The sequence below is a fragment of the Staphylococcus sp. HMSC059F04 genome (genome assembly GCF_001812565.1).
Classification (GTDB): domain Bacteria; phylum Bacillota; class Bacilli; order Staphylococcales; family Staphylococcaceae; genus Staphylococcus; species Staphylococcus lugdunensis.
Genome location: NZ_KV809462.1, coordinates 271,236 through 286,006, shown reverse-complemented (window position 1 = coordinate 286,006; position 14,771 = coordinate 271,236). Strand labels below are relative to the sequence as shown.

General features: G+C 32.3%; 12 protein-coding genes and 1 pseudogene. 1 reads left to right on the top strand and 12 read right to left on the bottom strand.

Translation table 11 applies throughout. The features are described 5' to 3' along the window. Positions 1-53: 53 nt before the first annotated feature. Positions 54-1,862: an oligoendopeptidase F gene (gene pepF, locus HMPREF2864_RS01875; protein WP_070544844.1), complete on the bottom strand. Its 1,809-nt coding sequence runs from the start codon at positions 1,860-1,862 to the stop codon at positions 54-56. Positions 1,863-2,090: 228 nt separating this feature from the next. Here pepF and HMPREF2864_RS01870 point away from each other — a divergent pair, with 228 nt between their 5' ends. Next, entirely contained in the window at positions 2,091-2,465 is a 375-nt protein-coding gene (locus HMPREF2864_RS01870) for a hypothetical protein (protein ID WP_002459120.1), read from the top strand. Positions 2,466-2,728: 263 nt separating this feature from the next. Here HMPREF2864_RS01870 and HMPREF2864_RS01865 read toward each other — a convergent pair whose 3' ends face one another. The 11 genes and pseudogenes from HMPREF2864_RS01865 to HMPREF2864_RS01815 form a co-directional block, all read right to left on the bottom strand. Then, positions 2,729-3,733, bottom strand: coding sequence for a siderophore ABC transporter substrate-binding protein (locus tag HMPREF2864_RS01865; protein WP_070544843.1), 1,005 nt, complete (start codon positions 3,731-3,733; stop codon positions 2,729-2,731). A gap of 59 nt (positions 3,734-3,792) precedes the next feature. Next, positions 3,793-4,566, bottom strand: coding sequence for an HAD-IIB family hydrolase (locus HMPREF2864_RS01860; protein WP_002459118.1), 774 nt, complete (start codon positions 4,564-4,566; stop codon positions 3,793-3,795). 589 nt (positions 4,567-5,155) lie between these two features. Continuing rightward, positions 5,156-6,415, bottom strand: a complete 1,260-nt coding sequence (locus HMPREF2864_RS01855) for an aminoacyltransferase (RefSeq protein ID WP_002459117.1) — start codon at positions 6,413-6,415, stop codon at positions 5,156-5,158. A 17-nt stretch (positions 6,416-6,432) separates the two neighbouring features. Continuing rightward, complete coding sequence (locus tag HMPREF2864_RS01850) at positions 6,433-7,692, bottom strand: aminoacyltransferase (RefSeq protein WP_002478197.1); 1,260 nt, start codon at positions 7,690-7,692, stop codon at positions 6,433-6,435. Positions 7,693-8,340: 648 nt separating this feature from the next. Next, the gene (gene trpA, locus HMPREF2864_RS01845) at positions 8,341-9,081 is read right to left on the bottom strand and encodes a tryptophan synthase subunit alpha (RefSeq protein ID WP_070544842.1); all 741 of its coding nucleotides are present in this window, start codon (positions 9,079-9,081) and stop codon (positions 8,341-8,343) included. Then, positions 9,071-10,287: pseudogene (trpB, locus tag HMPREF2864_RS01840) on the bottom strand (tryptophan synthase subunit beta). Before trpB ends, trpA begins: the two are co-directional and overlap by 11 nt. After that, positions 10,280-10,915, bottom strand: coding sequence for a phosphoribosylanthranilate isomerase (locus tag HMPREF2864_RS01835; RefSeq protein ID WP_070544840.1), 636 nt, complete (start codon positions 10,913-10,915; stop codon positions 10,280-10,282). The pseudogene trpB and the gene HMPREF2864_RS01835 overlap by 8 nt, the downstream one beginning before the upstream one ends. Next, positions 10,912-11,694 carry an indole-3-glycerol phosphate synthase TrpC gene (gene trpC, locus HMPREF2864_RS01830; RefSeq protein WP_237449026.1) on the bottom strand — a complete coding sequence of 261 codons (783 nt, stop codon included), beginning with the start codon at positions 11,692-11,694 and terminating at the stop codon, positions 10,912-10,914. The genes HMPREF2864_RS01835 and trpC overlap by 4 nt, the downstream gene beginning before the upstream one ends. Before the next feature lie 2 nt (positions 11,695-11,696). After that, a complete protein-coding gene (gene trpD / locus HMPREF2864_RS01825) occupies positions 11,697-12,698 on the bottom strand; it encodes an anthranilate phosphoribosyltransferase (protein WP_002459110.1) in 1,002 nt (333 codons plus the stop codon). Positions 12,699-12,705: 7 nt separating this feature from the next. Further along, positions 12,706-13,272 carry an anthranilate synthase component II gene (locus HMPREF2864_RS01820; RefSeq protein ID WP_070544838.1) on the bottom strand — a complete coding sequence of 189 codons (567 nt, stop codon included), beginning with the start codon at positions 13,270-13,272 and terminating at the stop codon, positions 12,706-12,708. Next, on the bottom strand, positions 13,269-14,672 hold the full coding sequence (locus tag HMPREF2864_RS01815) for an anthranilate synthase component I (protein ID WP_070544837.1): 1,404 nt from the start codon (positions 14,670-14,672) through the stop codon (positions 13,269-13,271). The genes HMPREF2864_RS01820 and HMPREF2864_RS01815 overlap by 4 nt, the downstream gene beginning before the upstream one ends. Positions 14,673-14,771 lie beyond the last annotated feature (99 nt).

Here is a 14,771-nt window from a genome sequence, read left to right as displayed (position 1 = left end):
ATAAAAAATAACCACGATGCCTTATTTAAGTTAGGCTTCGTGGTTATTAGTTTTTACTGCTGCTCAATGATATTAGTTAAAGCTTCGACTTCATTCACCAGTTTTGAAATATAGGCTATTGTAGATTTTAATGCAGCTTCTGTTGTAATATCAACGCCAGCCATTTTAGCTAGTACAACTGGGGATTTACTGCCACCAGCGCGCAAAGTATTCAACCAAGCATTAACTGCAGGTTGCCCTTCGTTTTTAATTTTTTGAGCTACCACAGTACCAATAGTTAATCCTGCTGAATAAGTATAGGAGTATAGACCCATATAGTAGTGTGGCTGTCTCATCCAAGTTAATTCTGCACCATTGGTTAACTCGACAGCATCACCAAAGAATTGTTCGTAGACATTACGAGTAATATGATTTAATAATGGTGCAGTCAAGGATTCACCTTGATCAACAAGTTTATACACTTCACGTTGATAAGCCGCTTCAAGTAGATGTGTAACCATATTATGATAATATGTGCGTGATAAAATTGAGCCAATCACCCAGCGTTTAAATTTAGGATCATCACTATGTTCAAATAAATAGTTAGACATGAGCATTTCATTCATAGTTGAAGGTGCTTCGACAAAATACATTGAGGCCTCTGAATCTAAGAAGTGTTGGTTTTGTTGAGCAAGGTTGAAATGACCTGCATGTCCAAGTTCATGAGCTAGGACAAATGTTTCAGTCATTTTTCCAGTCCAAGATATAAAAACATATGAATGTGATAAATAAGGACTTGCACAATAAGCACCTGTTTCTTTACCTTTATTTTGGGCAAAATCAATCCATCGTCTTGCATAGGCTTGTTCAACCATGTCCATATATTCTTCACCTAGGACGCTTAAGGCACCTCTAATATATGTTTTAGATTCTTCTATTGATATTTCAGGTTCATAGCTTGGATCAACAGAAATTTTCAAATCTTCAAAACGCATTTTTTCTAAGCCATGAATACGTTTTAATAGACGCGCATATTTTTGCATCACGGGTGCTAAATCACTCATGATAACGTCAATTTGGCGATGATACATATCTCTGCTGACTTCCTGATCATGTAATAAAAAATCAATAACAGAGTCATAACCTCTTAAAGTAGCTTCGATTTTTTCTTGTTGTACTTGCATGTTATATGTTGCTGCTGTTGTATGTTGATATTGACGTAAAGCATCACTAAAGTGTTTAAAACTTTGCTGTCTAAAGTTAGGATCAGGGTGGTCTTCATATTCATTTTCAAAAGTAGCATAATCTAGAGGGTAGGTTATACCATCATGTTCAAATGGATGAAAGTGAACATCTAACATTTTTGTAGTGCCGTATAGATCATATGCACTTGAAAACAAAGGCGAAAGTGTCGCAAGTGTCTCTTCAACAGCAGGGGATAATTGATAAGATTTTCTTTGAATCAATTTCTCTATATAGTGTGGGTAAGGAACATTGGCTTGAATTGTTCGTATTTGATTATCTGACAAAGCAAGGAGTTCTGATTCAACGAAAGAAAGCTGACTCGCTATCAAACCCATTGATGTTGAAAATTTCGCGTTTACCTTTTGACCTTCTTCATCTGTAGTATCAACGCTAAGTCTTAGTTCAACATAGTTTGCTAATCGATCTATCGTAATTAAAATATTTTCATATTCATCTAATGCTTTAAGTGTAAGTTGTGTATTTGTAAGTTGAGATTTAAAAGATTGCTGGAAATGTTTTGCACGTTTAGTTGTTTCAGCTAAAGTGTTATAAAAATCATCATCACTTTTAAATAAATCTTGCAAATCCCATGTTTCATTAGTAGGGACATCTTTTCTTAATGGTAATCCTATAGGCATTAATATCACTCCTATGTATTTGTATGTATCATTTATTATACATGAATTTATCAATTTCTTCAGAACCGTTAATAAATAAAAAAGTACATGAAAAGATAGGGGAGTGTACACTTAATTGTAATCGTAAGGCTAAAATTGTGTGATTTCAGTGATAAAGCGATGGTATAATGAATAAAATTTATGATATAGTTATACATAATGTAGATTAAAAGATTAAGGAGTATAATAATGAGTATCTTTGATATGCCTAATTATTTGTGGATAACTATTATAGCGATGGTTATTCTAACAGTTATTTGTACTTTAATACTGCATAAATGGTTTTTTGCTTCAATTGTAACGTTTGTTGTACTTGCAATTCTGGCATTTTTTATACCTAATTTTTATTCTATTTCATACCAACCATTGCTAGGTTATGCTGCATTCTTAGCGATTATGAGTTTAATCTTGAGTTTCTTATTATGGTATAGCACAAGAAATTGGAGACGTGAACGCAAGAAAAAACAATTAGAAAAAGAAATACGTCAAGAATATGCAAATAAACATGAGCAACAACCATTCGATAACAATAATGAAGAAATATTACGTCGAAAAAAGCGTTAACATAAAAAACACATATAGCACAAAGGTGATTTGACTGACATAAATCATCTTTGTGCTTCTTTTTTATTCAATACTATATTTATTAGTTCAATAGATTAGAGGACAGCTTCAGCCGGTAGTCTTCAACCATAAGAGAAGGTAGGTTTGTCAATAACACTTAATGTAACAATAATGAAGCAGGCCATTTCTATGAATTTTCAATAGAAATGGCCTGCTTCAACTTGTCAGAGGCATTTACGTCTCAGTCGGTTTTTGTTGTAGGCTTATTTAAATGCTTGTTTAATTTTAGCTAATTGATCTATCGTTAGTTTGTTTCCGCCTTCACCAAAATACCAAGCGTTAGATTCAAACAGATAAACTTGACCATTTTTAATGGCTTTGACATTTTTCACAACATCATTTTTTAACTCATCTGGCAATTGTTTGTCATTACCTTTTTTAGTACGATTAATAACAAAAATTTTGTCAGGGTTAATTTTTGTTAAGTATTCATTGCTAATAAGATTACCAGCAGAATTAACTTTCATTTGTTTATCAGCATGTTTGATGCCAAGATCATGATTAAGGAAGCCCCCATAACGACCACTTGAAGCAAATGCTTTCATTCCTTTATCATCAACAGCTAAGAATAGCACACGTTCATCTTTAACTGCTTTTTTTGTTTCAGCAACTTGAGTCGAAAGTTTATTGTTTAACTTTTCTGCAGCTTTTTTCTTATCGAAAATTTTTCCCATTAATGTTGTATGTGCTTTAATAGATTTAATATAATCGTCATTATCTGGACTGACAAATAAAATTTTAGCATTTGGGGCAGCTTTTTTCATTTCATCTAATGTTTTGGTATGTGCTTGTCTAAAGGAAGCAAATATAATATCGGGTTTCGCTTTGGCTAACTGATCGAAATTCGGACGTCCAGGATTTCCTAAATTCATGTATTTGTCATTTTTAAATTCAGAGAGGGAAGAAGGGAGGAAAGCGTCACCTTGACCTTTAGCAATAGCTACAATACGATTTTGAACGTTAAGCTGTTGCATGATATCTAAAGCACCGTAATCTAATACGGCAACACGTTTAGGATTAACTGGGACCTCAACTTTTTCTGTTTTCATTTCTCCTTTATCATGAGTATTGTTTTTATCTTTAAATTCATATGTATTCTTGACGGTAATCGTTTTACCATCGTGGTTACTTGAATTATCATCATTCTGACACGCTGCTAATAATAGCAATATTATAAATATCGTACATACTTGTATAATTTTTTTCATAAATAAAACCTCCCAGTTGTCATTATAAATGATATTGATAATCATTTTCAATTAAATTTTTAATTTGTTGCAATATATTTGTCGATTTGATTGCAAATTGCATTAATATCAGCATTTATAACTGAAATATGAGGTTGATTATTTAAATCATCTATATAAAATGTATTATTAGATACAAGTACACCATTAGTAGCATGTTGCAATAGTCCAATATCATTGTGATCATTACCAAATGCAATATAGGGTGCATCATTTTTTAATATTGATTGTAATGTTTTGTATTTATTGATGCCATGCGCTGTAATATCAATATTAGATTCATTTGAATGGTTGATGAGTTCTAAAGTAGTTTGATGTTGCATTAAGTGCTGAGCAATTTCTGAAAAATGATGTGATTTAATATTAAGAAAGATTACCTTTATAGGATGTGTTATTTCATCAAGTTGACGTAACTCAGCCAATTTGTGAGGATCTAAACGAGTATAAATCGTATTATTGGCGTTTACATTTGCTGCATAATCCCAGGCATCATCGACAATATAACTCAAGTTATAATTTACTATTAATTCCTTTATGAGTTCAAAATCATCTTGATTAATATAATCTATGACTTTAATTTTATTATCAGTTGAAATAATAGAACCATTGCCGCCAATCAACGTATTATTTTGAAAATCAGGTATCACTGGCAATAAGTCACGTATAGGTCGTGCTGATGCAAAAATCACTTGGTGGCCGTAAGATTGCAATTGCTTTAGACGACTAATGATTCTATTGTCAATATGTTGACCGTCGAAGCAAAGCGTGCCATCTATGTCGAAAACAAAATTCATACTAGAAACTCCTTAGTTAAGATATAAAATAAAGTATAGCATACTTGAAAAAGGTTAGAAGATAGTAAAATATATAACTTCCTATAATATATATTATGTAAACTAAAATAAAAAACGAAATAAGGGTGAGCATTTATAAATAGTGAGCAGTTAGTTATAGTTTATTAAGTTTTATCTGCTATATGTATGTGTTCAAGTCATACGAATTGTTTGCTGTGGTGAATGAATGATTATCACAGACAAGTTGAATTTATTGATGTACTTTATAACTAATATTAACTTTACTTGCAAATAAACAGGTTTATTCTAAGCTTTTAACACTATTTTAGCGCATTTAATATGAATCTGTACGTATTTCATTTATATGTATAATAATAAAATGTATAGTATTAGTAAAAATGCAATTAAAAATTATTGTAGAGTATAGTTGTAATAGTGAAAATATATGCTAATATTAAATTGTAGGACGCAACACGAAACTACATCTCAGATTACTCTGCCTACATCTTGTATCAAGTCTCTATCACTTGATACAAAAAAGAAAAGCATTGTGGTTGTTTACCTTAATGCTTTTCTTCTTAATATCTAGTTACTTTTTGATTTTCTTACGTATACGATCTAATGTTGTGAATAGCCAATATTTAATTTTATTAATTGGTTTATAAAAATCCCCTATTAATTCCTCAATATGAACATTGAAGCCTCGTTTAAAGCGATAAACACCGTAATCTTCACTATCTTTAGTAAAATCACCGGATACTCCATAGAAGTTATACCGATCATAGCCATGTTCAAAGCAATAGTTCATCATATACCAATGCATCATATATGGACCCATAAAATGATTGTATTTTGCTGAAGAACCTCCAGAAAAATAATTTAACTCATAAGCATTAGCAAAGTATACGCCAGCAGCTAAATTTAGTACGGCACCATCAGTTTGACGTAGTTCGCTAGAATTTAAAAGTTCTTTTTTATCGTGATCTATTTGTTTGTCTAATTCTGCAATCTTATTTAGTTGCTTATCACTTTTATTTTCTTTAGTCATCATTTGGTCACGTCGAGCTTCTTTATCATTAATAGCATCTTGTAATGATGAAATATATTCGTCTAAATCTATATATGCTAATGGTACTAAAGCTTTATCACCATATGTATCGATGAAATTGTAGAAATAATCATCTGTTTTAGAAACAAAACCAGTGCGTTCTTCAGTTTCACGATAGAGGTCAAGGAACTGATCAAAGTCGTCTCTACCAAGGAATTTTACCTTAACTCCAAAGTTTATCGCTTTATTTATATTGCGTTTACGTTGACTATCGAATTGTTTTTTTAGTGATTGAGGTGTTTCGTTTTTTAAATATAAAACCCCCATCCACCGCACTTGACTAAAGGAATCATATTTTGTAGTGAATCCATGATGTTCATAGCCGTGAGACTTTAATAAATTAATCATTGCATCGTTTTTGTCATGATTTTCAAGCGGGTTAACATCTTTATCATAGATTTGATAAATCCAATACGGATCTAATTTGACATATAGACATTGATGATGATGTAGGTATTTGTCTAGTTCTTTTAGATAGAAATCAACTAATCCAAGATCGGTATAATCCATGACAGGACCACGATTAGAATAATAGACATAGCTACCCATTGTTGGTATTTTTGAGAAAAGACTAGCAGCAAGAACTTTATTATTTTCATCTTTTATTCCTAATAATACCACTTGAAAACCATCATTTTCCCTTGTTACGATATTTTCCTTTACTTGGAAGTAATGACTTTCTAATGATGGATTTTGTACAAAGTTTTCATATTCTTTAATTGTTAACTCTGTAAATTTCATAATTAATCCATTCTCCTCTATAGCTTATTTTGAATTCGTTTTAACACTGAATAAAGTTTATACATAGGTTTATTTATAGGTTTTACAAAATCACCAACGTATTCAATCACTTCTGCACCATAACCTTTTTTAAAGCGAATGACACCTGCGTCTTCAGCATCATCTGAGAAGTTTCCACTAATGCCGTAGAAATTATATCTGTCTATGCCGTGTTCAATAGCATAGTTAATCATAGTCCACTGAACCGCGTAACTACCTGCAAAATGACGATATTTATTAGCGGTACCTCCAGCGTAGTATACAACTTCAAACGGATTAATAATAAAGAAACCGGCAGAGATAGGTAACTCATTACCGTGTTCCGCTTGTAACTGATTAGCCTCATTTAACTTTTGTTGATTGGCATCGAGTTGTTGTTGTAGGTTGTCTCGTTTATTATAAGCTTTTTTGTTATCTGGTCGTTTCTCAATGTCTTTAAGTGCTTTGCCTAAATCTTTTTCTAAAGTTTGTCGTTCATTCGTTAGTTCTTCTATATATTCATCAAATTTTAAATATGCTAGAGGCACAAGCACCCTATCTTTATAGTACTTAAACCGATTGTAATAAAACTGGTCGTCTCTATCAGAGAATTCTTTAGATTCTGACGTCTGCTCCATAAATGAACGAAAGATAGGTAGTTCTTCTTCAGTAAGGAACTTTACTTTGACTCCATTTTTTTGAACTTTTTTTGTATTTCTTTTACGTAAACTATCCATATTATTTAAAACATCTTTAGCTGTCTTATCCTTTAAATTAAGAATAGAATGGAATCTGATTTGTAATATTGGATCAAATCCTGTTGTAAAGCCATCATGATGGTATCCGAGTTGTTCCATTTTATTGAAAAACCAATCATTGCCAGCATTTGCCGTTATATTACCATCATGGTCTCTATATTGATAAGGTAAGTATGGATCTATGCGGACATAGAGACAGTTATACTTTTTTAAATATTTAGTTAGCTCATTAAAGAAAAAATGTACAAGTTCTTGGTTAGCATAATCTATAACTGGGCCTCTATTGCTGTAAAAGTATTTAAAAAACTTCATGACTGGTACAGCTGTCAATAAACATGCTGCAATTACTTCGTTATTATTATTTTTAACACCAACTAAATGTGTTTCTGTTTTTTCGGCAACTTTTAAATTATAGTTACCTGTCATTTGAGTAAAATGACTATATGGCATTTGATCTGTGAAATCACCGAATTCATTTGCTGTTAAATTTGTAAACTTCATTCATATAACTCCTAATTATTATTTGATTAATTTCTAGTATTTAAATGTAGTCAATGAACATCAAAATCTCTAAAATTACTGATATATTCAATTGTAACACCATATGCTAATTGAATTAAGTATACAATAGATACTGGTAAAACTAAAATATTAACAATGATATTGAGTATATCTATTTTAGTTATATTATGATTATAATGAATGCTCAATAATTCGTATTTGATTGAATAAGATGAAATATTTTAAAACAGATGCTTTAAGATCAATTTTGGATATTAATGTAACGTATATATAAAGAAAATCTTTTATTAAAATTTGAACGTCAAAATCTTTTCTTCTGGTTTGGTTCCTTAAGAGGTACTATTTGAATGTATTAAAACGTCAATTTCTATTGTTAGCATATATTTTTATACACTCGGTACCTCCTTCATTTAGTTTAGTGAAGTCTATTAAATAAGATGAAATAATGTCAATAAATTAGCCAGTAAATGAATTAACAAAAAACTCATTTACTGGCTAATTTTTCTGGCCCCAATTCGTCCGCTTCGAGTGGTATTGACTTTGAATTTTGTAAGCTTTGCATTTATTTATGCATGCTAATGATTGAGTATAATTATCTCAGTAAGGTAATATAAAACGGATTTAGGGTTAATCAAATTGACTGCTTAATCTTTGGCGAATTGAGTTGATGTAAGTGATAATGTCCTCTTGAGACTGAGATTTTAAGCGTTTTACAATTTCACTTCCAATGACAACACCGTCTGCATATTGAATGATTTCGCTAACTTGTTCAGGTGTACGTATACCAAATCCACAGACAACAGAAATTTGCGTAATAGACTTTAATAGCGCTAATTTTTGCTTTAATTCAGGATGAAATGATTCATTTTGACCTGTTACAGCGTTCATAGTTACTGTATAAATAAAACCTTCTGCATGTGTGGCAATTTCTCTTATACGTTCTTCAGGGGCTGTCATAGCTACTAATGAAATTATTTTAACTGAATAGTTAGTCACTTGTTCTTTTAATTTCTCAGTGAGTTCAAATGGTAAATCTGGAATAATTAAACCATATACCCCTGCTTCTTCGCATGATTTAAAGAATGCTTCTATACCGTAAGTCATGACAATATTATAATAAGTCATAAGGATATAGTTTGCTTTAATTTGATGTTGGTTCTGTTTAAGTTGTTCAAATATAGTATCAATAGTTACATTATCTTTAATAGCTTGGTTGGCTGCCTTCATAATGATTGGTCCATCGGCAACAGAATCTGAAAATGGTACACCAATCTCAATGTAATCAGCGCCATGTTCACTTAATAATTTGACATGTTGAATGAAATCTTTATCTCCCATTACATATGGAATAAATAATTTATTGTGCATGGCTATCACCTCTTTGTTGAATGTATTGTCTTATAGTTTCCATGTCTTTATCACCACGACCAGAAATCGTCACCACAAGCAACTGATCCTTATCCATTTGTGGCGCTAATTTTTCAACATAACTTAAAGCATGCGCGCTTTCTATGGCAGGGATAATGCCTTCATCTTTAGTAAAACGTATGAGTGCTTCCATTGCTTCTGTGTCAGTTGCATTCGTATAATGGACTCTACCAATATCGTTATAGTATGAATGTTCTGGACCAATGCCGGGATAATCTAAGCCAGCTGAAATAGAATGTGCAAGTTCTATTTGACCGTGTCTATCTTGAATAAGATACATTTTTGCGCCATGTAGTACACCTGGTTTACCTTTGCCTATAGCAAGTGCATGTTTGTTTGTATTTGCACCTTCCCCAGCAGCTTCAACACCATATAATTGGACTTCATCTTTTATAAAAGGATAAAATGTTCCTATCGCGTTAGAGCCACCTCCAACACAAGCAACAACGGCATTAGGCAAGCGGCCTTCTTTTTCTAATATTTGTGTTTTAATTTCATTTCCGATAACACTTTGAAAATCTCTTACTATCGTAGGAAATGGATCAGGTCCTAGTGCTGAACCGAGTAAATAATGTGTATCATCAACATGACTAACCCAGTATTGTAATGCTTTATTAACGGCGTCTGATAATGTCCCTTGACCATCTTCAACTGAGACTACCTTTGCGCCTAAGAGTTCCATACGAAACACGTTTAGTTGTTGACGTTGGATATCTTCTTTCCCCATAAATACAATTAGTTCCATATCGAATAATGCTGCAACGGTTGCACTTGCTACACCATGTTGTCCTGCACCAGTTTCCGCTACCAATTTACGTTTGCCCATACGTTTTGCCAGTAAAGCTTGTCCAAGCGCATTATTTATTTTATGAGCACCAGTGTGATTTAAATCTTCACGTTTTAAATATATCTTTGCGCCGCCTAAACGTTGTGTGTAAGATTGTGCAAAGGTTAATGGTGTGGCTCGACCTACGTATTCAGTTAAATAATCATTTAGCTCTTGTTGAAATTGAGGATCTTTTTTTGCTTTATTATAAGCTTGTTTTAATTCTAATACTGCTGGCATTAATGTTTCTGGTACAAATTGTCCACCGTATTCGCCAAAAAACCTAATTGATCTGCTTCTGTTTGAATATTGTTATACATGATAAATCGCTCCTTTAACATGTTGAATGATTGCTTTCATTTTATTTAAATCTTTATGATTGTCTGTTTCTATACCGCTAGAAATATCGTATCCAGCATGGCTCAAATTTAAGGTTTCAATATATTTTATTTTGTTCAACGTAAGCCCACCTGCTATTAAATAATTTATATTTGTAGGTAAAGACTTTAAAATCTGCCAATCATATGACTGTCCTGTGCCACCATATGAAGCAGATGGAGTATCAATAATAAAACTATCTGCAACTTCTCGATAATATTTAATTTGCTTAAGTAGTTGTGAGTTAGCAGGTAAAGCTTTAATTATTTTAATATTCTTGAAATTTTGTTTAGTTTTAGAGATAAGTCTAATATTTTCAGTTCCATGAAACTGTACACAATTAATCTGCGCATATTGAAGTATATATTGCAAATTGTCCCATGATGGATTAACGACGACTAATACACATTCAATTGCTTTGGGAATTAGCTGTGATAAATAAGCGATTGTATCAGCTTGAATATGACGCTTACTTTTATCATAATAAACCATTCCTAGTGCATCGATGTTAAGTTGTTGTGCATTTAAAATATCTTGTTTTGTTTGAAAACCGCAAAATTTTAATTTCATAAATTTACCTTTTCTAACATAAGACTTGGCAAGAATTCAGAGATATTTGTGCAATTCATTAAAGCACCGCCAATGAGTATACCAGATATTCCTGTCTGTACTATTGATAGCACGTCTTCTCTCGAATGGATACCACTTTCAGAAATGTAGAATCTGCCAGAATGTTTTTGACGTAATATTTCATTGGTATGTTCTACATGAGTGTTAAAAGTTGTTAAATCCCTATTATTAATTCCGATTAATGATGCATTAAGTTGATGCGCACGTTGTAATTCTTTAATGCTGTGGACCTCAACCAGTACTTCCAAACCTAGTTTATGTGCATATTTGTAAAGTTGTTTTAGTTTACTATCTGTTAAACAATGAACGATTAGTAATATCATTGAGGCCCCAGCTTTCTTTGCAACATCGATTTGTATCGTATCAATAATAAAATCTTTACAAAGTATAGGAAGTGTTGTATGGCTGTATAAGTTTTGTAGACGTTCAAAGCTTCCATCGAAATAATGTTCATCCGTTAATATAGAAATTGCAGCTGCGCCATTAGCCTCATATTCTCGAACTTGTTTAACTAAATCTTTTACATTGAATTTTGGAACTGAAGGACTTTTCGTTTTAATTTCAGCAATGATAGATAAATGTTTACTTTTGCTAAGTGTAGATTTAAATGTAGGCTTATTTATTGGCGTTAAATCTTTTAATGATTTTAGTTTGTTGTCATAGTAACCATTAGCTAATAGTCTTTTTTTATAATCGACAATTTCAGTTAAAATAGTCATCATTACGCATTCCCTTCTACAATTAAGCATTGTTTCATAGCAAGTCCATTGTCTATTAAATACTCAGCTATTGATATTCCAGCTTGAATGCTATGTACTTTTTCAGCGACATAAAGTGCAATTGCTGCATTAAGGACGACAACATCTCTTTTTGATGATCTGTCTTTTCCGTTTAAAATATCTAAGGTAATACGTCTATTTTCTTCTGGGCTACCTCCTTTAAGTTCGCTATCAGGTGCATACGAAAATCCTAAGTCTTGTGCATTTAATGTGTAGTGGTTTACGTTACCATTTTCATCTAGTTCATAAATTAAATTATTACCTGATAATGTGGCTTCATCCATGCCGTGCGCACCATGTAAGACAATTGCTCTACGTCGTCCTAAATCTTTTAAAGTATGGATGATTGAGTCCAATTGGTTTGGATCAAAGACCCCCATAACTTGATAAGTCAGTGCAAAAGGATTAATAATAGGACCTATTAAATTAAAAAATGTCGGTTTACCAATCATTTTTCTTACTGGTTGAATATATTTCATTACAGGATATGCTTCAGGTGCACTTACAAAGGCTAAACCTTTATTATCTAAGCGTTGACTTACGTCTTCAACTTTGGTTGTTTGAATATTAAGTTGTTGTAGTAAATCAGTGCTGCCAGAATGTGATGTTATACTTTTGTTTCCATGTTTAATAATTGGCACGCCTGCTGCTGCAACAATAAATGCAACGGTTGTAGAAATATTAAAACTATTTGATTTATCTCCGCCAGTGCCACAGACACACATTGCACCTGGGTAGGATGGTTGGACAGGGTACATCGTTTGAATTAAGCTGCGAACCAGATGTGTTAATTCTTTCTGTTGTAGTTCTCTCTCTGTAAATGTTTGTAACAACTCAACTTTGTCATGGTTTTCCACTTTGGGATCAATGAGTACTTTAATTAAGTTGTTAGCATCTGCTTGAGAAAATGGGTGATGGTTAGTTAGTGATTTTGTTGATTTCATATTGTTGTCAGCCTTTCTGTGTGATGTTTAAGAAATTAGTAATAATTTGTTCTCCATAATCGGTTGCGAATGATTCTGGATGATATTGTATGCCATAATGCGGACGTTTATTGTGCTCATATGATTGAATAGAATCTTCCGTTTTTCCTGTAATGATTAAATTTTTAGGAAAATGATTGGCATCTGAAATAAGTGAATGGTAACGCATGATATTAAATGACGAAGGACACTCTTTATACAATAATGATGAATGAGTTTGGTGCATAATATCGACTTTACCATGCATGACAGTGTCAGATTGGATTACTCGACCACCGTAATAACAAGTCAACGCTTGTGCGCCTAAACAAACGCCTAATATTGGTAAATTTTTGTATGTTTCTATTATTTGTAACAGATAATTGTTATCTAAAGGATGGCCTGGACCAGGGGAAATAATAACACCAGATACCGTTTCTTGATATGTTAATGCATCTGGATCGTCAGGATATTTTACGATGACATTTTGATGTTTTGACACTATGTCAACTAAGTTATAGGTAAATGAATCATAGTTATCGATAATTAATATCATGGTGTGACCTCCAATAAACTTTTTGCTTTTAATTGCGTTTCTCGTAATTCTTTTTCAGGAATCGAATCATAAACAACACCGCAACCTGCTTCAACATGAACTTCTTTGTCATCTATTAGCATTGTACGTATAGCAAGTGCAAAATCTAAATCTTGATTACAATTTATGTAGCCAATGCCCCCACTATAGATGCCACGTTTATATGGGTGGCTTTCATAAATCCGTTGAATAGCACGTAATTTTGGTGCGCCTGATACAGTGCCAGTTGGCAATAAACTTGCAATTATAGTCATCGGTGATAATGATTTATCGACATTGCCTCGTACTTCACTAACGATATGCATCACATGCTCGTATTTTTCAATTTCCATAAGTTTTAATATGCTGGTTGAACCTGGTAGCGCTATTCTATTGATATCATTTCTACCTAAGTCAACAAGCATACTGTGCTCGCTGCGCTCTTTAGAATCATTGAGTAGTTGTTGTGTATGAGCTAAATCTTCATCTGGTGTTGTACCACGTTGAATTGTTCCAGCTATAGGATTAGTGTAAACTTTATCTTTATGAACTTTGACAAAGCTTTCAGGAGAACTACCTATGATAATAGGCTCATCCATATTAATATAGTACATGTAAGGACTTGGATTTTGTCTTTTCAAATTTTGATACAATTGAAATGTTAATTGATGTAACTGATTGCCAAAGTGATGTTGGTAACTGTAGATGCGTGATGGGACAACTTGAAACATATCTCCAGATTGAATTTTTTGTTTATATTGGCTAATCATGTTTAAAAACGATGTTTTATCAATATTACTTGTTATAACTTTATGATGTTGAAAATCAATAGTTTGATGAAGCGGTTGAATATTGTAGAGTCTTTTTATATTATTCTCAACACGTGCTTCTAATTGTTCTTGTGATGCTAATGAAAATTGATTGGTCGCAATGACATACAAATCATCTTTATAATGATCAAATACATATACATCTTCAATCATGAAAAATCTTGCATCATGTTCATTGTTTAACTTGAGTGGTGTTTTTTTCAAAATTGGAAATTCATGGCGTGCTAAATCAAAACTACATGAACCAATAAACCCTGAAATAAAGGGTAAGTCCTGCAAGTCAGAATGTGATATGGACTCATTAAATTGATTTATATAATTTTTAAAATAATCATAAAAATGAGTTGTTATCGTTTCTGATTGTTGCTGCGTCTTAATTTCTAAAAAATCATCATATAGTGTTATTGTGCCGTAATAATCTAAAGCAACAATTGAGTAGCGACCTTTGACCTGAGTTTGATTAGCACTTTCTAAAATAATCTTTTTCGTACTTAATTGTGCAAGTGCTTCTGGCGTCATCGTTGCCTTCAAAACTTTGTAATAAATTTTCATTTTAAGCTCCTTCCATAAAAAAACAGCATCCTCTATACAAAAGGACGCTGTTGCGCGGTACCACCTTGATTAACAATATAGGTTAGATATTGTTCACTT